This is a genomic window from Streptomyces humicola (assembly GCF_024436035.1).
Lineage (GTDB): Bacteria > Actinomycetota > Actinomycetes > Streptomycetales > Streptomycetaceae > Streptantibioticus_B > Streptantibioticus_B humicola.
The window spans coordinates 94641-113329 of sequence record NZ_JANFNG010000005.1; the positions used below are offsets into that span (position 1 = coordinate 94641).

17 protein-coding genes are annotated in these 18689 nt (G+C 67.5%); 3 read left to right on the top strand and 14 right to left on the bottom strand.

Annotation, left to right across the window (positions count from 1 at the left end; all coding sequences use genetic code 11):
- The 10 genes from NGB36_RS09490 to NGB36_RS09535 form a co-directional block, all read right to left on the bottom strand.
- Positions 1 to 1458, bottom strand: a complete 1458-nt coding sequence (locus NGB36_RS09490; protein ID WP_255919727.1) for an MlaD family protein — start codon at positions 1456 to 1458, stop codon at positions 1 to 3.
- Entirely contained in the window at positions 1458 to 2753 is a 1296-nt protein-coding gene (locus tag NGB36_RS09495) for an MlaD family protein (RefSeq protein WP_255919728.1), read from the bottom strand. The genes NGB36_RS09490 and NGB36_RS09495 overlap by 1 nt, the downstream gene beginning before the upstream one ends.
- Positions 2753 to 4102 (bottom strand): MlaD family protein, encoded by a 1350-nt coding sequence (locus NGB36_RS09500; protein WP_255919729.1) that lies wholly within the window; start codon positions 4100 to 4102, stop codon positions 2753 to 2755. Before NGB36_RS09500 ends, NGB36_RS09495 begins: the two co-directional genes overlap by 1 nt.
- Positions 4099 to 5340 carry an MlaD family protein gene (locus NGB36_RS09505; protein WP_255919730.1) on the bottom strand — a complete coding sequence of 414 codons (1242 nt, stop codon included), beginning with the start codon at positions 5338 to 5340 and terminating at the stop codon, positions 4099 to 4101. The genes NGB36_RS09500 and NGB36_RS09505 overlap by 4 nt, the downstream gene beginning before the upstream one ends.
- Position 5341: 1 nt before the next feature.
- Positions 5342 to 6040 carry an ABC transporter ATP-binding protein gene (locus tag NGB36_RS09510; protein WP_255919731.1) on the bottom strand — a complete coding sequence of 233 codons (699 nt, stop codon included), beginning with the start codon at positions 6038 to 6040 and terminating at the stop codon, positions 5342 to 5344.
- 192 nt (positions 6041 to 6232) lie between these two features.
- Positions 6233 to 7096, bottom strand: coding sequence for an ABC transporter permease (locus NGB36_RS09515; RefSeq protein ID WP_255919732.1), 864 nt, complete (start codon positions 7094 to 7096; stop codon positions 6233 to 6235).
- 15 nt (positions 7097 to 7111) lie between these two features.
- A complete protein-coding gene (locus tag NGB36_RS09520) occupies positions 7112 to 7894 on the bottom strand; it encodes an MlaE family ABC transporter permease (protein ID WP_255919733.1) in 783 nt (260 codons plus the stop codon).
- Between the two features lie 111 nt (positions 7895 to 8005).
- Positions 8006 to 8434 (bottom strand): SCP2 sterol-binding domain-containing protein, encoded by a 429-nt coding sequence (locus tag NGB36_RS09525; protein ID WP_255919734.1) that lies wholly within the window; start codon positions 8432 to 8434, stop codon positions 8006 to 8008.
- Positions 8435 to 8532: 98 nt separating this feature from the next.
- A complete protein-coding gene (locus NGB36_RS09530; RefSeq protein ID WP_255919735.1) occupies positions 8533 to 8730 on the bottom strand; it encodes a ferredoxin in 198 nt (65 codons plus the stop codon).
- 2 nt (positions 8731 to 8732) lie between these two features.
- Positions 8733 to 10028 carry a cytochrome P450 gene (locus tag NGB36_RS09535; RefSeq protein ID WP_255919736.1) on the bottom strand — a complete coding sequence of 432 codons (1296 nt, stop codon included), beginning with the start codon at positions 10026 to 10028 and terminating at the stop codon, positions 8733 to 8735.
- 779 nt (positions 10029 to 10807) lie between these two features.
- Here NGB36_RS09535 and NGB36_RS09540 point away from each other — a divergent pair.
- Positions 10808 to 11350, top strand: coding sequence for a DUF6158 family protein (locus tag NGB36_RS09540; protein ID WP_255919737.1), 543 nt, complete (start codon positions 10808 to 10810; stop codon positions 11348 to 11350).
- Positions 11351 to 11490: 140 nt separating this feature from the next.
- Here the strand turns inward: NGB36_RS09540 and NGB36_RS09545 are convergent, their stop codons facing one another.
- Positions 11491 to 12369 carry an enoyl-CoA hydratase/isomerase family protein gene (locus NGB36_RS09545; protein ID WP_255919738.1) on the bottom strand — a complete coding sequence of 293 codons (879 nt, stop codon included), beginning with the start codon at positions 12367 to 12369 and terminating at the stop codon, positions 11491 to 11493.
- A gap of 303 nt (positions 12370 to 12672) precedes the next feature.
- Here NGB36_RS09545 and NGB36_RS09550 point away from each other — a divergent pair, with 303 nt between their 5' ends.
- Positions 12673 to 14115, top strand: a complete 1443-nt coding sequence (locus tag NGB36_RS09550; protein ID WP_255919739.1) for an aldehyde dehydrogenase — start codon at positions 12673 to 12675, stop codon at positions 14113 to 14115.
- Positions 14116 to 14197: 82 nt separating this feature from the next.
- Positions 14198 to 15295: an NAD(P)-dependent alcohol dehydrogenase gene (locus NGB36_RS09555; protein WP_255919740.1), complete on the top strand. Its 1098-nt coding sequence runs from the start codon at positions 14198 to 14200 to the stop codon at positions 15293 to 15295.
- 592 nt (positions 15296 to 15887) lie between these two features.
- On the opposite strand, the gene NGB36_RS09560 is transcribed toward NGB36_RS09555, so the two are convergent.
- Genes NGB36_RS09560 through NGB36_RS09570 form a run of 3 tightly spaced genes read right to left on the bottom strand, consistent with a single transcriptional unit; the run spans position 15888 to position 18548 of the window.
- Complete coding sequence (locus tag NGB36_RS09560; RefSeq protein ID WP_255919741.1) at positions 15888 to 17483, bottom strand: class I adenylate-forming enzyme family protein; 1596 nt, start codon at positions 17481 to 17483, stop codon at positions 15888 to 15890.
- Positions 17484 to 17502: 19 nt separating this feature from the next.
- On the bottom strand, positions 17503 to 17709 hold the full coding sequence (locus NGB36_RS09565) for a ferredoxin (protein WP_211265551.1): 207 nt from the start codon (positions 17707 to 17709) through the stop codon (positions 17503 to 17505).
- A gap of 17 nt (positions 17710 to 17726) precedes the next feature.
- Positions 17727 to 18548, bottom strand: a complete 822-nt coding sequence (locus tag NGB36_RS09570; RefSeq protein ID WP_255919742.1) for an enoyl-CoA hydratase-related protein — start codon at positions 18546 to 18548, stop codon at positions 17727 to 17729.
- Positions 18549 to 18689: the final 141 nt, after the last annotated feature.

The following is an 18689-nucleotide window of genomic DNA, read 5'->3' on the forward strand; positions in this document are numbered from 1 at the left end:
TCAGCCCTGCTTTCCTTGGGATCCGGACGCGCCGGTCAGCAACCCCAGCAGGGAGTTGATGGGGCCGTTGAGGACCTGGTCCTGGCCGGGCGCGGTGGCCGAGTCGGGGGTCCAGGCGCCGCCGCCGGTGTCGGGCGCGGGCAGCACCGACAGGCCCTGGGGAAGCAGCCCGAGCTGCTGGAGCAGCTTCGCCGTGCCGAGTTCGTTGCCGCCGGCGCTAGAGGGGCTGACACCGAGCGCGAGGCCGATCATCCGGCCGTTCTTGTCCCCGTACTTCGACAGGTTCGCGGCGTGCGCGGCGAGGTAGCCGACCTCCTGATAGAACAGGTGGCCGTTGCCGCCGTCGCCCTGGTAGTAGCCGGTGCCCTTCCACGGCGACAGCACCGTCTTGGCGATCGGGCCGTTGACCCGGTCGAGCACGGGACCCTTCAGGTCGTCGAGCGTCGAGGTCGCCTGCTTCGAGGTCGGCACGAGCTGCTGCACCACGGGAAGCGCCTTGTTCAGCAGCGGCCGCAGGTTGGCCACCAGCGGGCGGGCCTGCTGGAGCACCGGGTCCGTCGTCTTCAGCAGCGGACCGAGTCGCTGTGCGGTGGGCAGGGCGTCGGTCGCGGTCTGGGTGAGCTGCTGGAGCGAGCCGTTCAGGGCGGTCAGACCGGTACGTGTGTCCGACAGCGTCTGCGGCAGCGTGGCCAGGGTGTCGGTGACCGGCCGGCGCTGGTCCGACAGTGCCGTACTGACAGTGCCGAGCGAGTCCACGATGTCGCCGAGCTGGCCGTTCTGACGGCTCATCACGGACGCGATCGAGTCCAGCGCGGGCACCAGCTGGCTCAGGTCCTGCGAAGGACGCGTTCCCTGAAGGCTGTCGAGAACCTCGGCGGCCGGCGTCAGGGTGCCGGGCGCGTCGGCGAGCAGGTTGCCCAGCGACGTGCCCGCGCCGTTCTTCAGCGTCTGGTCCGTCTCGCTCAGGGAACCCTGGATGCCGCTGCGAGCGGACTTCGGAAGGGCCTGGAGAACCTGGTCCAGCTCCACCGGAATGCCCGTCCGCGACATCGGGATGGTGCTCCCGTCGTACTTCTGGTCGGTGCCGCCCGGTGTGAGCTGCACGTAGTAGTTGCCACCGAGCAGCGTGGTCGGGCGGATCAACGCCGACGGCTGGTCGCCCAGCTTCCCGACGACGTCGTCGTTCACCTTCATCGAGACGACGACGTGGCCGCTTTCCTTCTCCACGCCGGTCACCGTGCCGGCGACCACACCCGCGACCTTCACCTGGGTCTTGTACGGGCGCAGCTGGTAGTCACGGCTGAAGTCGGCCTTCACCGTGTGGCCCGACGACAGCATCGTGCCGATGCGCTCCTTCTGGTACACCGCCAGCAGGAAGACCACGGTCAGCACCAGGAGCACGGCCCCGATGCCTGCCGGGGAACGCAGAGGTCGCGTCCACGATCGCGCGGCGCTCATCAGTTGCCTCCGTACAGAATTCCGGGGATGTTGTCGAGCGGCGAAACGGTCTTCTCACCGTCGGCCGCTCCGGGCGCCGGGTAGGCGTCCTGGCCCTGCAACGGGTCGTTGATCAGACCGCCGGTGACCGTCGACAGCCCCTCTACCGCCAGGCCCACGCGTGCGCCGTGGACGCCGGGGGACACGGAGGTGGACACCATGCTCTCGACGCGCTCGAAGAACGTCACGACCTGGGTGGTGTACATGGCCAGCGTGCCCACCGGCAAAGCGGCGTCACGCAGGGCGGTGGTGACCGCGGGTGCTAGCGGCCGCGCGTCGGCGAGCGTCCCGGTGAGGTCGGTGACGGCCGGCTGGGCGGCCTCGGACACGCCCGGCACCTTGTCCAGCGGCGGCTTGCCCTCCCTGAGCACACCGCGCAGGTCGGGGGTCGCCCGGCCCAGCGAGTTCACGCCCGACTTGACCGAAACCAGCGCCGAGTGGATGTTGTCAAGGGGCTTGTTGAGGGAGTCGAAGCTGGTGCTCGCGTCGGTCAGCGTTCCGGGCAGGTCCTTGATGGCGCTCTGCAAGGGGTCGCCCTTGTCGACGCTGATCGCCTTCGCCGTCGTGCCGAGCTGCTGGACCAGGGCGGCGAGCTCCTGCTCGTGGCCGTTGAGCGAGCCGGTGAGCTGGTCGGCGGACTGGAGCAGCGCGGGCAGGTCGGTGGACGGCTTGGACAGCGCCTCGCTGGCGGTGCCCAGGTCGTCCAACGTCGCCGGCAGGTGCACCAGGATGTCGTGCAGGTCCTGGCTGTGGCCGGCGGTGCCGTCGCCGAGCTGGCGGACGGCGCTGGTGAGCTTGGCCCGGGTCGGCGGGTCCAGCACGTCGAGCACCTGGTCGAGGTCAGCGGAGTCGACGTTGCGGTTCGCCGCGATGACCTGGTGACCGAGCGGGCCGGCGTCGGGGGTGCCGGGGTCGAGCTCGATGAACTTCTTCGCCAGCGCCGACTGGTCCCAGACAGCGGCCCGCGCGTTCTTGTACACCTGCTTGTGGCCGTCGAGTTCCATGGTGACGACCCCCTGACCGTTCACGAACGTAAGGCCCGAGACCCGGCCGATGCGGGAGCTGTTCTCCCGGACGTCGTCGCCCACTTGCAGCGACGCGCCGACGTTGGTGAACGCCGCCTGGACCTTCGTCGTCGGGGCGCCGGGCAGGCCCGAGCTGGCCGTGAGGCCGAAGGCGACGACCGCGATGACCACCAGGAGGCCCACGGTGCCGATCACGAATGAGCGGGAGTCGGTCCGCGAGAGTGCGGCCATCACGAACCTCCGAGGATCTGGCCGAGCAGGGAGTTCTCCTGCGTCGGTGTGAGACCGGTCGCGCTGTCGTCCCCGCCCGAGGGGGTAGGCAGAAGCGAACTGGTGGACGGCGAAGGCGTGGGAGACGGGGTCGCCGACTTGCCGTTCTTCGACGTCGTGGGGGCGGTACCGCCCAGTCCGACGCCGGGAATCTGGAGCAGGCCCTTCGGGGTGGTGACCACGAACGCCCGGAAGTAGTTGCTCAGAGCGTCCCGGCCGTTGGTGCTCAGCGCCCAGTCCTTCACGAACTCCATCACGGTGGTGATCTGCGGGCTGAGGCCGCCCACCAGCCGGTTGGCCGACGCGCTGGTGCTCGCCAGCGACGGGCCGCCGGTCCGCAGGTCACGGACGACCGGCTGGGCCTGGTCGAGCAGCGACTTCGCCTTGACCAGCACTGGGTTGAGCGAGGTGAGGGCCGGCTTCGCGCTGTCGTCGAAAGTGTTGAGCTCCGAGGTGATCTGGGACAGGTTGTCCGTCACCGGCTTCGCCGACTCCAGCACCGGCGTCGCCTGGTCGGCGACGCCAGCCACCTGCGACAGCGTGTGCTGCGCTTTCTGGAGCGTGCTCGGCAACTGCTGGAGTGCCGCGGTCATGGCCTCGTGCTGAGCTGACACCGAGGACAGCAACTGATTGGCGTACTCGACGGCCTGGTCGAGGTTCTGGCCGTTCTTGCCCGCCAGCGACTCGGCCACCGGCGTGGTCCGGTCGACCAGCTGGTTGAGCACCGAGTTCTGCTGGTCCAGGATCGTCGCCAGCTGCTTGGTGTTCTCCATAGCCGGCGCGAGGGCCTTGATCGCCTCGTTGACGTTGGTGCCCTGCCCGTTGACGCCTTCACCGAGCGTGGTCACCAAGGCGGCGAGCGCGGTGGAGGTCGGGTCGTCGAGAGAGTCGAGCACCTGGTCGAGGTCGACCGAGGTGGTCGTGTGCTTGGCGGTGATCACCTCGGGGGCCGACATCACCGGCGAGTTGTCCGAACCGCGGTTGATGTCGATGTAGCGCTCACCGAGCAGCGTCACCGGGCGGATCGTGGCGGTGGCGTCGTCGTGCAGCGGCAGCACCCCCTTGTCGACGTCCATGGTCACCGCGGCCTGGCCGTTGCGCAGCTCGACCGACTTGATCTGGCCGACGTCGATCCCGTCCATGTGGACGAGGTTGCCGGGGATCAGCGGGCTGGCGTCGTAGAACATGGCCGTGACGGTGACCTGCTTGCTGCCGCCGAAGTCCGCGCTCGCGAATCCGCCCACAGCAATGACGGCGACCACCGCGACGGCGGCTGTGGTCTTGAGGAAGGTCGCCCTGGATTTGCTCATCGCGCCGTGCTCCCGTTTGCGTCGACCCAGCCTTGGCCGGATGCCATTCCGGGCGGGGGTGTGGAATTGGGTCCACCGGTCAGACCGGCGTCGATCCCGGGGTTGTCGTTCAAGACGCTGGTGGAGACCTGGACCAGAGCGTGGAAGTAGTGGCCCTGCGCGTCGTAGTTGCCGAAGGTCGCGCCCCAGTTGGTCAGCCAGCCGACGAGGTCGGGCGTGTAGGGCCGCAGGAAGTCGACGGCCGGGTTGAGCTGGTCGGCTGCCTGGGTCACGCCCGGCACCACCCCGTGCGTGCTGTCAAGCAGCGATGGCGTCCACTTGAGCAGCGTGTTCGCGGACTGGAGGACCGGTCCTAGCTCGGCGATGGTCGGCCGCAGGTCGACCAGCAGCGGGCTGAGGTTCTTGGACACCGACGTCAGCTGCTGGGTCGCCGGCCGCAGGTCCTGCAACAGTGGTACGGTCGAATCGACCGCTGCGGGAACGGTGTCCATCGTCTTCTGCGCGGCGTCGAGGGTGGAGGGCAACTGGCCGAGCGCCTGCTGGAGTTGGCTCTGCTCGGTGGCCATCGAGGACATCGCCGAGGTGAGCTTGCCGACAACCGTCTGAAGTTCCGCGCGGCGCTGGGCCAGCGGGTCGGTCATCTTCTGCAGGTCGGATATCAGGCTCGTGATGGCCGGGCCGTCCTGCCCGACCGCCTGGAGAACCGATCCCAGTTCCTGCACGGCGGGACCGGCGGCCTGCAAGGTGTCCTGGAGGTTCTGCGGCTTCGACTTCAGCGCGGCGTCCAGTTGCTGCACCGTGGAGTCCAGGTGCGCGCGGGTCGCCGGGTCGAGCGCGGCCAGCACCTGGTCCAGCTCGACCTGCTCGGTGCCGGCTGCGAGCAGACTGCCCTTCGGTATCGCCGGGTTGGAGGCGGGGCCGGGCAGCAGCTCGACAACGCGCTCACCGAGCACGCCCTGCCACTCCACCTGCGCCTTGCTGCCCGTATGCAGCGGGGCATGACTGCTGTCGACCGACACCGTCACCAGCGCGCTGTTGTCCCGTGTCTCCAGCTTGCGGACCGAACCCACCGGCATGCCGTCGATCTCGACCTTCGAGCCGTTCAACAGGTTTGCCGCATTAGGCATGACAAGTTGGACTTCGTACCCGGACCCGCCCGAAGCCAGCAGGTAGCCGGCCGCCAGCGCGAAGATCGCCACAAGGGAGACGCCCACCAGCCACTTTGCTCGTCGTGCCATCTCAGTCCATCCCCAGTGGGCCGACCGAGTCGCCGACCAGGAACTGCCGGACGAACGGGTCGTCCGACTCGAATGCTTCCTTGGCCGGTCCGTAGTAGACGACCTGGCCCTTCCAGATCAGCCCCACGTAGTCGCTGACTTTCCGGGCTGTGCGGATGTCGTGCGTGACCACCACGTAGGTGCCCTTGTCCTCGGCGTGCACTTTGAGGATCACGTCGTTGAGCAGGCTGGTACGGACCGGGTCGAGGCCGGAGTCCGGCTCGTCGAAGAGCACGATCTCCGGGTTCAGCACGAGGGCGCGTGCGAAGCCGGCACGCTTCTTCATACCGCCGGAGATCTCGTTGGGCGCCTTGTTCTCCGCGGCTTCGAGACCGACCTCCTGGAGCCGCTCCATGACGATGTCGCGGATCTCGGCCTCGGCCAGGTCGGTGTGCTTGCGCAGCGGGAACGCGACATTGTCGTAGACGCTCATCGAGCCGAAGAGCGCGCCGTCCTGGAACAGCACACCGAAGCGCTTGCGCAGTTCTGCGCGCTCGCGCTCCTTCATTGCCCAGATGTCCTTGCCGAAGATACGCACCGATCCGAAGTCCGGTTCCAGCAGGCCGACCATGTGCTTGAGCAGCACGCTCTTGCCCGTACCCGACGGGCCGAGAATCGTGGTGATCGCCTGCGGATGGAAATCGAGACTCAGTCCCCGCATCACCTGGAAAGAACCGAACGACTTGTGCAGGTCACGGACGCTCGCGACCGATCCCGCGTAATTCTCGGACCCGGGGCCTGAACCGACCGCGGCCGGCTCCCGCACGGGCGGAAGGCTTTCTGTATCAGCGTTGTCTTGGATTTGCGGACCCATGGGGACTCCCCTGTCGAAGTCGACAGCAACGCGCCGTTGCTAATTTCCAATCGGTGTCTGGATGGTGGTACCGAAGAACAACTGGTACAGGATGACGGCGCACGCACTCACGACGATCATATTGACCATCATCGACTTTGCCGTGTTCCGACCGACATCGACCGGTCCACCGCTGGCGGTGTATCCGTAGAAGCAGCCGACGACGACCACCAAGGTCCCCAGCAACTGTGCCCATATCAGGGCGTACAGAAGGTCGACCGGGGCCTGGAACGACCAGAAGATGTTCGAGTAGCCGCCCGGCGAGGTGGACTTGAGCATCACCTGCGCGACCACCCAGGAGCCGAAGAATTGGCACCCCAGACCGACGAAGAACAAGAAAGGCGCCGCAATCCACATAGCCACCAGTCGCGCGCCCGCCAGATACGCGCGCGAGTTGACGCCCATGACCTCCAGGGCGTCGACTTCGTCGCTGATGCGCATGGAGCCGATTTCCGCGACGTATCCGCAGCCCACCTTGGCGGCGAGAATCCAGCCCCACATCGAGGTGCTGACCGCCTTCAGGTCGCCGATGGCGGTGAAGACGCCGACGTAGCCCGAGGCGCCGACCTGGTCGAGGATGTAGTGACCCTGGAGGCCTACCTCCGAGCCGATGGCGAACATCATGAACCAGATGATCAGTGCGCTGGAGCGGACCAGGATCGCCGCCTGCCGCAGGACCTCGGAGAAGTAGAAGCCGATGGTCAGCGGCACGTCGCCGATGACCCGGACGCCGAAAACGGCGATCTTGCCGACCGTCTCACTCGCTGCGATCAGGGCGTTCGGTTGTCCAGGTGTCGCCGCCCTGGCCTTGCGGTGCTCACCGCGCGCGGATGGCGAAGGGACACTTTCGGTAACGGTAGTCATTCTTCGCTTGTCCCTCTATCTCTGCGTCAACAGGTTCGGGTTGAGACCCTGCGCGATGGCGTTGAAGAAGAAGTTCAGCACCCACACCATGGCGAAGCAGGTCACCACGGCCTGGTTGACCGCTCGTCCGACCCCCTCGGGACCGCCACCCGCGTGGAGACCCTTGTAACTGCAGATCACGCCGATCAGCAGTCCGGCCAGGAGGGTCTTCAGTTCGGCGCCCCACACGTCGGCCGCGTACAGGTTGTGGGACATGCTGTCGATATAGGCGGCGTTGGTGGTGTCGCCGAGCGCGCGCACCGCGAGCAGACCGAGCAGGACGCCGACGAACGACGTGAGGCAGTTCAGCAGGGCGCACATCACGGCGGTGGCGATGACCCGCGGGATGACCAGCATCCGGATCGGGTCCATGCCGAGCACCTTGAGGGCGTCCAGCTCCTCTCGGACCTTGCGCGCGCCGAGGTCGGAGGTGATCGAGGTGCCGATCACGCCGGCCACGACCATGCCGACCATGAACGCCGCGATCTCACGGATGTCGGCCATCACCCAAAAGGCGCCCATGCGGTTGTCCGCGCCGAGCAGCGTCAGCAGGCCGACGCCCATGACACAGATGAGGAAGCCGAAGCCGGCCATCGACAGCATCCCGGGCCAGAAGCAGAGCTTCAGCAGGCTGTACATCTCTTCGAGGGTGTCGCCCCAGTAACCTTTGGGACTGCGAACGGCGCTGTAGACCACCTGACCGAGCAGCTGGCACATGTGCCCGACTTCGAGCACCGGCTTCCGCACAGAAGCCGGCACGAAGCCGAGCACTCGGCCCCCCGGACCGGGCGCTCTCCGTCGTTCTACGTCGGCTTCAGCGACGGTTGTCATTTAAGCTCCCGTTGGCGTTGTGGTGCGGCTACTGGCCCGTTACTTGACGGCCTCGACGAGGTCGGCCCGCCCGGCGTCGCGGAGGATCTTCTCGTAGGTGGCGAACAGCGGCTTGGTGATGGGGACGACCTTCATCACGGCCGACACCTTGCCCTTGTTGCGGATCTGGCCCTTGGCCATCGCCAGCGCGACGTTGACCTTGCCGAGCCAGAACTTGTGCGCGGTGTCCGCCGCCATGGACAGTTCCGCATCGATCGGCCGCGTCACCTGGGGGGTTCCGCTCTCCCCGAGCTGGACGATTCCTTCGCCGAAGTCGATCACTATGGTGGATTCGGGGTCTGTCTGATTGAGCTTCAGCACCGAGCCGACCGCGCGGAGTTTCGGCCCGAGGTCCGGGTCGTCAAGCCCGGCCTGGAAAATGCGGCCGAGATACTCGTAGACCTCGGCTTCGTCCTTGAAGACACCCATCTCGATACTCCTGTTCTTCGGCAAAAGGCCGGAGCCGCCGACCGGCCAGGTCTCTGTCCGGCCCGGCGGTTCGCTTTATCGGCTTATGGGTCTGGGCTTCAGACTTCAGTGATCGTGATCGCCCGCTCCGGGCACGCTTCGAGCGCGCTGCGCGCCGCGTCCTCCTGCCCGGCCGGCACCGGGTTCGCCAGGACGAAGGACTGGCCTTCGTCGTCGACGTCGAACAGCTCGGAAGCGCGGGCCACACACCTGGCGTGGCCTTCACACTTTCCGGCGTCAATGGCGATTTTCAGCATGCTCATTCACCTTGCCCCGCGCTCGCGCCGACGGTGTCCCAGTCTTCGAAGACCACCGGCAGTTCCGAGACACCCCAGGTATTGCCGGTGTGCCACAGCGGCTTGGCGTCGGGCGCCACCGCGTACGTGGGGACGCGGTGCAGGAACTCCTGGAGCAGGATCTTGATCTCCAGGCGCGCGAGGTGCGAGCCGAGGCAACGGTGAATGCCCGAGCCGAAGCCCAGGTGCCGGTTCGGCTGCCGGTCGAGGATCAGCTCGTCCGGGTTGGGGAACTCCTCGGGGTCGCGGTTTGCGGACGGCCACAGCAGCAGGAGGCGGTCGCCGACGGCGAGTTCGGTGTCCGCGAACGTCGTGGGCGTGGTCACGTTACGGGCGACGCCGGGCTGCGGCGGGATGTACCGGACCAGTTCCTCGACGGCCAGGTCGAGCTTGTCAGGGTCGTCGACGATCGCCGTCAACTGCTCGCGCACCTCGGGCCGTTCGGTGAACATCAGCAGCAGCCGGCTGAGCAGGCTCGCGGTGGTGTCGAAGCCGGCCGGCACCAGCACCAGGCAGAAGCCGAAGATCTCGTCGTCCGTCAGCCGCTGGCCGTCGATCTCGACCTGCGCGAGATGGCTGATCAAGTCGTCGCCGAAGCCGTTGGTACGGCGCTCCTCCAGCAGCTCGGCGAAGTACATCGAGCAGTTGAGGCCGGCCTGCATGGCCCGCTCGTTGTTCTCCTCGTCCGACTTCTCGGGGTCGGGCTCCAGCATGTAGAGGAATTCCTTCTTGAGCATCGCCCAGTCCTTCTCGGGCACGCCCAGGTACACCTCAAGGATGGCGCGCAGCGGCAGCGCGATCGCGACTTCCTCCGCCAGGTCCGCCTGGGGCCGGCCCTGGAGGTTCTCGATGAGCGTGTTGACGATGGCGCGCAACTGCGGCTCGTTCGCCTCGATCGTGTTGGGGCTGAACTGGGTTCCCACCAGGGTGCGGTACTTGCGGTGCTCCGGCGGGTCCATCTCGATCGGGATCATCGGCGTCGGGTTGCCGAACGGCGGGATTGTCACCGGGAAGGAGGAGAACACGTCCTGCTTGTGCGCGGCCGCGTAGACGTCTTTGTAGCGCGAGACGGCGTAGAAGCCGCCGTGTGCCGAGCTGCGGGCCATCGGGCACGACTCGCGCATCTCGCGGAATATCGCGTCCCGGTTTTCCAGGCTCTCCCTGTTGTGCACGCTGAACTTCTCGATCAACGCGCGAATGGTGGCACTGTCCGCTTCTTCGGGCTCTGCATGGCCCGTCGGGTTCTGGTTGGCGCTCAACGCTATCCGTCCCTCTCAGTGTTGATCGGCGTGTTGAGACTGTGAGCAGGTGCGGTCCCGCTTGCGAGACACTGCTGAAGGAGTAGAGGTCCTCGTCGACCATGGCCGCGCGGACGAACTATGTCCGGGGAGGCATACCGTCGGCGGTCCTGAGACGAGATCATCGATGGTCTCTATGGGTCGAGACCTGTACCACATTTGACGTGTTCAGGGAGCGTAGCTTCTCTGTTGTAGAACGTCAAGGCACTGTGTCATCTGATCGACACACGACGTCAATGCATGTGCAACAGGCGGCCGTTGCCAGTGCACCGGGCGTGGGCCCTGGTTCCGATAGACGGCACACAGGGCGCTGATCGAACCTGGCGATCCCGCGGGACGGATTTCGCTTCCGCACCGCCCCCACCAGCCAACTCCTTCCGCATACCCAATGCGTCCCATCTGCACGTGAATTCTGGCGCCCGTCGCACGGCGCGAGTGGACGCGGCACCGCGCAACCCGCCGGCCACATACGACAGCGTGTCCGGCCTGGTGCGCATGGTGTGCGGCGCGCGGAGTGAGGTCAACGGCCCGGACGACCATCGCGTCGCTCTACACAAGGTGGACCCAAGTCACTCACAGTATGTAACGTTCCCCGGACTCCGGGTCGCCGGAAAAGCAACCTGCCTCGACCGATGCACTACAGACTCTTGACGCACCGCGTTACATACGTCGAATCTGTGAGTCACAGCCCCGCTCCGGCGACACCGGGGCGGGCAAGACCAACCCTGGAAGGGGTACCCGTGGAGAACCATGACGTCCGTGGACGGCCCGCCCGGGAACTGAGCGACGAGGAACTGGAACAGCAGGGGACCAGTGCCCACGAGACCCGCAACTGGGTCTTCCTGCACGGCAGCGCTGAGCAGTACGCCCTGCATACCACGCGAATGCTCGAGCTGGAATGGGAGTACATCCGCCGGTTCCCCAAGCGGACCTGGCAGAGTTCGGGCGGACTCCCGAGCGATGTCAAGGTCACCGCCGAGGCGTGGGCGGAGACCCTGCGCGGAGTGGTCCGCCAGTTGGAGTCGCTTGTCGAGCTTCCCGACAACACCCTGGCCCCGCCGGTCGGCAGCGGTCCCCGGGCCGCCTTCCTCCAGCGGATCGCCGACGCGCCGGGCGGCCGCGTGCATAAACTGGAGGCGCACCAGGCCGCCCGTGAAGTCGGGCTCGGCCGGGCCGCGGTGGCCACGCTCTACAACGAGGAGCCCGCGCTGCTCGCTGCCGACATGCAGTACCGCGTCATCACCGGCGCCGGCCGCGCCTGGCTCGCGGCGGAGGCCGGCTGAACTGGCCGAGGCGGCGGGCCGCGCAGGACCCGTAAGGCCGCAGGACCTGCAAAAGACAAGGTGGCCGCCGCGTGATGCGGCGGCCACCTTGTCTTTTCCCCCGAGTGTCCCCTGCCCGGGAGTCTGGGCCTGCGGGAGCGTCAGCGGCTCTTGCCGTTGCCGTTGTAGTGGCTGTCCCGGTCGGCGAAGGCGTCGCGCGTGCCGAGGCGGCTGCGCTCGCGCAGGAAGTTGAACTCGTCGGGCTCGAACCGGAGGTTGGTGCCGAGGGTGTGCCCGACGTAACCGCGCCAGAACTGCTGGGAGCCGCCGAGGCTGTCCAGCGCCATCTGCCACACGGCCTTGCCGGTGACCAGCGCGTCCCTGGGGTGCTGGGCCACCTTGCGCGCCCATTCCTCCACGGTCGCTTCGAGGTCCTCCTCGGGCACCGAGCGGTTGACCAGGCCCCACTCGGCGGCCTGCGTGCCGTTGAACTCCTCGCCGAGCAGGAGGAGTTCGCGTGCGCGCTTGGGGCCGTACTTCATGATCTGGGTGTTCAGGTGCCAGGTGTTGCCCGCGAGGCCCAAGCGCTGCTCGGCGTGGCTGAAGCGCGCGGTGTCCGCGCAGATCGCCAGGTCGACCAGTTCCGCGATGTAAAGGCCCGCGCCGACGCACACGCCCTGGATCTGGGCGATCACCGGCTTGAGCGAGTAGTGGAAGGCCATGTAGTTCATGCCGAGCCTGCGGTCGCGGGCCAGCCGGGAGCGCTGGCTGGGGCGGCGCGGTTTCTCGCCGTCGGCCTCCGGTTCCAGACCGTAGGAACGCACCGCGTCGTCGTAGTCATGGCCCGCGCAGAACGACTTGCCCCGTCCTTGAAGGATGATGACCCGGACCGAGTCGTCCTCCTCGGCCTCGTGCAGCAGCTCGACCAGCCGGTCGAGGTCGTCGAAGCGCATTGCGTTGTGCTTGGCGGGGCGGTTGAGTATCAGCCGCGCGACTGGGCCGTCCGTCTCCAGCAGAACTGCGTCGTCGTCCACAGTCATCCTCACTTCCTCGGCACCTATTCTATACAGATATGAGCACTATACTCCACACGACGTAGAATATTGACGCCGCACCGCGCCCTCGGGATGGAAACCGCAACGCATACCGTCACGGGTGCAGCGATCCGGGATCTCCCCAAAATGTTCTACATATTCTGAGTATTAGTTGCGCTACGTGTTGACTAGACGACGACTGGTCCCTATGTTCAAGTGCGCAGCGTCACCCCTCAACATGACAAGCGACCCACCCAGGACGGGATCTGTCAGGGTTCGCTCGAGCGGTCACCAGCAAAGGAGCCGGGCATGGCAGTGTTGCATGACAAGTTGTACATCGACGGGGGCTGGGTCGACCCGGCGACGGATCGCCGCATCGAGGCCATCAATGCGACGACTGAGGAGCCGCTGGGCAGCGTGCCCGAGGCGAGCGAGGCAGACGTCGACCGCGCGGTCCAGGCCGCCAGGCGAGCCTTCGACGACTCCGGCTGGTCCACCCTGCCCGCCGCCGACCGTGCCGCCGTCATCAACCGCTTCGCCGACGCCGTCGAGAAGCGCACGGAGCAGCTCACCCGCATCGTGAGCCTCCAGAACGGCATGCCGATCAGCCTGGCGCAGGCGATGGAAGGCGGTTACGGCGTCGCGCTGCTGCGTTACTACGCCGCGCTGGCCGCCTCCTCCGAGCGCGTCGAGCGCCGGCCGTCGCCGCTGGGCTTCGACACTCTCGTGCAGCGCAACCCGGTCGGTGTGGTTGGCGCCATCGTGCCGTGGAACTACCCGGTCGTCCTCGCGATCACCAAGATCGGCCCCGCGCTCGCCGCGGGCTGCACGATCGTCATCAAGCCCTCCCCCGGCACCGTGCTCGACAGCTTCGTGCTGGCCGAGGCCGCGGACGAGGCGGGCATCCCGGCCGGCGTCATCAACTGGGTGCCTGGCGGCCGTGAGCTCGGCGCCTACCTGGTGCAGCACCCCGGCATCGACAAGGTCGCCTTCACCGGCTCCACCGCCGCGGGCCGGATCATCGCCGAGAACTGCGGCCGGCTGATGCGTCCGGTGAGCCTGGAGCTCGGTGGCAAGTCCGCGGCGCTCATCCTCGACGACGCCGACCTGAACAAGGTGACCGAGGGTCTGTTCTTCGCCTCGCTGGCGAACAACGGCCAGACCTGCATGGCGTGCACCCGCATCCTCGCGCCGAGCAACCGGTACGACGAGGTCGTGGACGCGATCTCCGCGTGGATGGGCAACCTGAAGGTCGGCGACCCTCTGGACCCGAGCACCGAGGTCGGCCCGCTCGCCTCCTCCGAACACCGCGACCGCGTCGAGGGCTTCATCGCCAAGGGACGCGGCGAGGGCGCCCGGCTCGCGCTCGGTGGCAGCCGGCCGGCCGGCATCGACCGCGGCTGGTACGTGGAACCGACGGTCTTCGCCGACGTGGACAACTCCTCCACCATCGCCACCCAAGAGATCTTCGGACCGGTGCTGTCCGTGATCAAGTACGACAGCGACGACGACGCGGTGAAGATCGCCAACGAGTCGGACTACGGTCTGGGCGGCACCGTCTGGTCCAGCGACCCGGAGCGGGCCATCGCGATCGCGGACCGCGTGCAGACCGGAACGATCGGCGTCAACGGATACGTGGTCGACCTCAACGCGCCGTTCGGCGGTGTGAAGCAGAGCGGCCTCGGGCGGGAGTTCGGCCCCGAAGCCATCTCCGGCTACCAGCAGCTGAAGTCGATCTACCTGCCGGGCTGAGGCTCTCCGTACGGGCCGGCTCCGTTCGGCCCGTACGGCCTCACCGCTTCACCATCCCCTTCATTCCACAGGAGCAAGATCCATGCGCATCACGGCCGCAGTCGTGCGGGAAGCAGCACAGCCGTTCATCCTCGAAGAACTCGAACTCGACGCCCCGGGCGACGGCGAGATCCTCGTCAAGGTCCACTCCTCCGGCATCTGTCACACCGACATCGGTGTGCGCAACCAGTGGCTGCCAGTGCCGCTCCCGCTCGTGCTCGGGCACGAGGGCGCCGGTGTGGTCGAGGCCGTCGGCGCGGGCGTGACCAAGGTCGCCCCCGGCGACAAGGTCGTCCTGACCTACGCGGCGTGCCACGAGTGCGTCATGTGCAAGCGCGGCGAGCCCGCCTACTGCGAGCAGTTCGCTCTGCGCAACGTCGCGGGTTCGCGCCCCGACGGCACGAACGCCCTGCATGGCGAGGGCGACATCCACGGCTTCTTCTTCAGCCAGTCCTCCTTCGGTACCTACGCCATCGCCGTCGAGAGCAACGTGGTGAAGGTCTCCCCGGACGCCGACCTGTCCATCGTCGGCCCGCTCGGCTGCGGCATCCAGACCGGCGCCGGCACCGTCCTCAACCGCCTGAACCCGCCCGCCGGTTCGAGCCTGGTGGTGTTCGGCACGGGCGCGGTCGGCCTGGCCGCCCTGATGGCCGCCAAGGTCACGGGCTGCACGAAGATCATCGCCGTCGACCTGGTGGACGAGCGACTCAAGCTGGCCGAGGAGCTCGGCGCGACCCACACGATCAACGGCGGCACCACCGACGTCGTCGACGAGATCCGCAAGATCACCGGCCGCGGCGCGGACTACGCAGTCGACACCACCGCAGTGACGCCCGTCGTGCGGCAGGCCGTCAGCGCGCTGGCGCCCAAGGGCACCTGCGCCACCCTCGGCTTCGGCACCGCCGGCACCAACATCGAGGTCGACATGCTCGAGTTCCTCATGGCCGGCCGCAACATCGTCGGCGTCACCGAGGGCGACGCGCGTCCCGAAGAGTTCATCCCGCGACTGATCGAACTGCACGCACAGGGACGCTTCCCGTACGACAAGCTCATTACCAGCTACCCCTTCAAGGACATAAACACCGCGTGCGAGGACTCCGAGGCGGGCAAGACCATCAAGCCCGTGCTCCAGATGGTATGACCGCGCTCTGCCTGACGGACCGTCCCTGAGGTCGTCGGCCGGCTCTCCGTCGGCCGACGACCTGTCTATTTTCCAGGCTCTTCATAACGGTGAGCCCCATTCGGTCGCGGTGCGGGTGACGCACCGGGTTCCACCCGCTGTTCGGGCGGGAGTTGGAATCCCTCAAGCGTGAGCAGAGCTGGGCGCGACCTGGTCTATGTCCATCACGAGGACGGCGACCTGGTCACCGTGCCGACGGCGCGGACGGCATGGCTGCGGGACCCGTCGTGGTGATGGCGGCCGACCGGGCGGCGTTCCGGACCCAGGGTGCGTCAATCCACGCTCTACCGGGTCGCGCACAACACAGAGTCCACCGCGGTCCAGTACGACCTGCGCGGTCGGGCCATCGCCCTGGGCTGGTCGGCCGAACGCGTGCGCGTCATCGACGTGGACCAGGGCCACTCGGCGGTCTCAGCGCCCGACCGCGCAGGCCTCCAGCGCCTGGTGGCCGAGGTGTCACAGGTGACCACCGCATCACGCGGCGGTCACCTTGTCTTTTGCGGGACCTGCGGCCTTACGGGTCCTGCGCGGACCGGCCGCGGCCCCGTAAGACTCAGGCCGACGCGGCGATGTCCACGATGTCCTGGCCGCCGCATTCCACCCACGCCTTGCGGACCTCGCCGCGCAAGATCTTGCCCGTCGGGTTGGTGGGCAGCGACTCCGTGCGCAGCCACCACCGGCTCGGCAGTTCGAAGCGGGCGAGCCGGCCCTTGGCGACCGACAGCAGGGCGTCGACGTCGGGCGCCGCGCCCGGGCGCAGCACCACGGCCACCCCGACCTCCTCCCCGAGGTCGGGATGCGGCAGCGCGACCGCCGCGGCCTCCAGGACGTCGGGGTGGGCGAGCACCGCACTCTCCACGTGGGCGCAGGAGATGTTCTCGCCGCCGCGGATGATGATGTCCTTCGAACGCCCGGTCACATAGAGCCAGTTCGGCTCCTCGATCCGCCCGAGGTCGCCAGTGCTGATCCAGCCCTCGGCGTCGGCGACGCCGCCCTGCTCGCCCAGGTAGCCGTAGGTGGCGGTGGGGGTACGGGCCTGGATCTCCCCGACGCCGTCGGCGTCGGGGTTCTTGATCCGGAGCTGGACCACGGGCAGCGCCCTGCCGACGCAGCCCGGCCGGTCGGTGATGTCGCGGCCGCTGCCCGCGGCGAGGACGCCGCCCGCTTCGGTGAGGCCGTAGAGACTGCCGACCCGCGACTTCACGCCGGAGAACGACTCCGTGACGCGCTGCCGCAGCTCGGGGGAGATGGCGGAGCCGCCCATGGGCACGGAGGTGACGCTTGAGGTGTCCCGCTTGGAGAAGTCGGGGTGGTCCAGGACCCGGGAGACCATGGTCGGGACGCTGCCCCACACCTTGACCCGCTCCCGCTCGATCAGCATCAGCACCTCGGCCGGGTCGAACTTGCCGCTGAGGAAGATCAGCGAGCCCCCGGAGAGCAGGGTGGTGGAGCTGATCTGCACGCCGGCCAGGTGGAAGAGCGGCACCGACAGCATGCTCACCGTGCCCGGGTGGTCCGCGGGCAGCTCGTTGGGCAGCCGCCCGGTGAGGGTGAGCAGGTTCTGGAGGTTGGCCACCACCGACCGGTGCGACATGATCACGCCCTTGGGCGCCCCCGTGGTTCCGGAGGAGAACATGATCACGGCGACGTCGTCCTCGGAGACCGGGGTCAGCTCCAGCTCCACGATGTCGTCGCTGTCCACGACGGTACGCAGTGTCTCGAAGTCCACGGTCCGGAACCCGTCGAGCTGCCGCTCGGTGACCACAAGGGCAGGCTCGGTCAGGGCCAGCGCGCCGGCCGCCTCCTCCTCGCTCCACCACGCGTTGCCCAGCACCGCGACCGCGCCCATTACCTGGAGCGCCCAGTAGGTGACGACCCATTCGATCCGGTTGAAGCCGAGGATCATCACGCGGGTGCCGCGCTCGACGCCCAGCCCTCGCAGGTGGGCCGCGACACGGGCAACCGCCTGCTCATGCTGACCGGAGGTCATCCGGCGGGCCCCCTGGACGAGGAACTCGCGGTTGCTCCAGCGACGGGCCTCAAGGAGCAGCTCCGCCACCGAGCCGGGGCGCAGGGTGTAGACGAGACACGGATTTCCGCCGACGGTGGACTGTGAAACCTCACGTCCCCAGCGGGAGACTTCGTTCATCGCTGTGTCCTCACGGTCATCACGCGTCATGGATGAGGGAAATCGCCTGTTCCGGGCAGTTGTCGACGGCGAGCTCGGCCTTTCCGCGCTGGTCGTCGGGTACGGTCCCGTCGCCGTTCTCGGTGGAGAACCCCTCCTCGTCGGCGGTGAACAAGCTCGGCGCCAGCACGATGCACCGGTTGTGCCCTTGGCACAGTTCGGGGTTGACATGAACCTTCATCGACATCTCCGTTCCTTGTGTGATCAGCGGACGAACTTGGGCGCGCGCTTCTCCATCAGCGCCGCGACGCCCTCCGCGTAGTCGGGCTTGTTCATGAGCGCCCCGATCAGTGCCTTGCTCTCCTCGACGGCCGCCCGGATGTCGCTGTGCAGCAGGTCGGCCCACAGCTGCCGCTTCGTGGTGGTCACCGCTTCGGGGGAGGCGGCGGCCAGCATGTGCGCGAACTCGTCGACGTGCTTGGCAAACTCCGCCTCGGGCAGCACCTTGTTGAAGAAGCCCATCGACCCCAGCTCCTCGGCGAGGAACACCCGGCCGGTGAGGAGGATGTCGGCCGCGTGCGTCATCCCGATCAGCCGCGGCATGATCCACGACAGCCCGTATTCCGCGGGCAGTCCCAGCCGCGGAGTCGCCGTGGTGACCTTCGCGCCCTCGACGGCGAAGCGCAGGTCGCAGAAGGCTGCCAGCGCGACAGCGATTCCGGCGCACGCGCCGTTCACCGCCGCGATCATGGGCTTGCTCATGCCGAGCTGCCAGGCCATGTCGGCGTCGAACTCCGGCCGGATGCCGTAGCCGGGCCGCTCGGCGTCCTTGGGCAGGGCGGGGTCGTAGTGGTCGGCGGTGACGTAACCGGTAAGTGCCCTGGGGTCGGCGCCGACGCTGAAGGTGTGTCCCGTGCCGGTCAGCACGATGACCTTGACCTTCGGGTCGTCGTCGAGCTGCTTGCAGATCCAGCGGTACTCGTCGTGCATCCGGCCGGTCCACGAATTGCGCCGCTCGGGCCGGTGCAGCCAGACGGTGGCGACTCCTGCCTCATCGACGGCGTAGCGGGTGACCTTGAGCTCCATCTCTCCTCCAGATCGGCTGCTGTGGTCTGATACGTGCGGTTCCGCGTCCGGGTATGGCGCGAGCACCGAAAACACGCTTAAGCTATACAGCATGAGCGACTCAGTGACCACATATGTAGACTACCCGAGTACCTGCTCCTG

What these genes read in the sequence shown, in the direction of transcription:
- NGB36_RS09550 (WP_255919739.1), top strand. Translation starts at nt 12,673, where the DNA reads ATGGCAGTGTTGCATGACAAGTTGTACATCGACGGGGGCTGGGTCGAC.
- NGB36_RS09495 (WP_255919728.1), bottom strand. Translation starts at nt 2,753, where the DNA reads ATGGCCGCACTCTCGCGGACCGACTCCCGCTCATTCGTGATCGGCACC.
- NGB36_RS09515 (WP_255919732.1), bottom strand. Translation starts at nt 7,096, where the DNA reads ATGACTACCGTTACCGAAAGTGTCCCTTCGCCATCCGCGCGCGGTGAG.
- NGB36_RS09490 (WP_255919727.1), bottom strand. Translation starts at nt 1,458, where the DNA reads ATGAGCGCCGCGCGATCGTGGACGCGACCTCTGCGTTCCCCGGCAGGC.
- NGB36_RS09530 (WP_255919735.1), bottom strand. Translation starts at nt 8,730, where the DNA reads ATGCTGAAAATCGCCATTGACGCCGGAAAGTGTGAAGGCCACGCCAGG.
- NGB36_RS09555 (WP_255919740.1), top strand. Translation starts at nt 14,198, where the DNA reads ATGCGCATCACGGCCGCAGTCGTGCGGGAAGCAGCACAGCCGTTCATC.
- NGB36_RS09565 (WP_211265551.1), bottom strand. Translation starts at nt 17,709, where the DNA reads ATGTCGATGAAGGTTCATGTCAACCCCGAACTGTGCCAAGGGCACAAC.
- NGB36_RS09510 (WP_255919731.1), bottom strand. Translation starts at nt 6,040, where the DNA reads ATGCGGGGACTGAGTCTCGATTTCCATCCGCAGGCGATCACCACGATT.
- NGB36_RS09560 (WP_255919741.1), bottom strand. Translation starts at nt 17,483, where the DNA reads ATGAACGAAGTCTCCCGCTGGGGACGTGAGGTTTCACAGTCCACCGTC.
- NGB36_RS09545 (WP_255919738.1), bottom strand. Translation starts at nt 12,369, where the DNA reads ATGACTGTGGACGACGACGCAGTTCTGCTGGAGACGGACGGCCCAGTC.
- NGB36_RS09525 (WP_255919734.1), bottom strand. Translation starts at nt 8,434, where the DNA reads ATGGGTGTCTTCAAGGACGAAGCCGAGGTCTACGAGTATCTCGGCCGC.
- NGB36_RS09570 (WP_255919742.1), bottom strand. Translation starts at nt 18,548, where the DNA reads ATGGAGCTCAAGGTCACCCGCTACGCCGTCGATGAGGCAGGAGTCGCC.
- NGB36_RS09505 (WP_255919730.1), bottom strand. Translation starts at nt 5,340, where the DNA reads ATGGCACGACGAGCAAAGTGGCTGGTGGGCGTCTCCCTTGTGGCGATC.
- NGB36_RS09500 (WP_255919729.1), bottom strand. Translation starts at nt 4,102, where the DNA reads ATGAGCAAATCCAGGGCGACCTTCCTCAAGACCACAGCCGCCGTCGCG.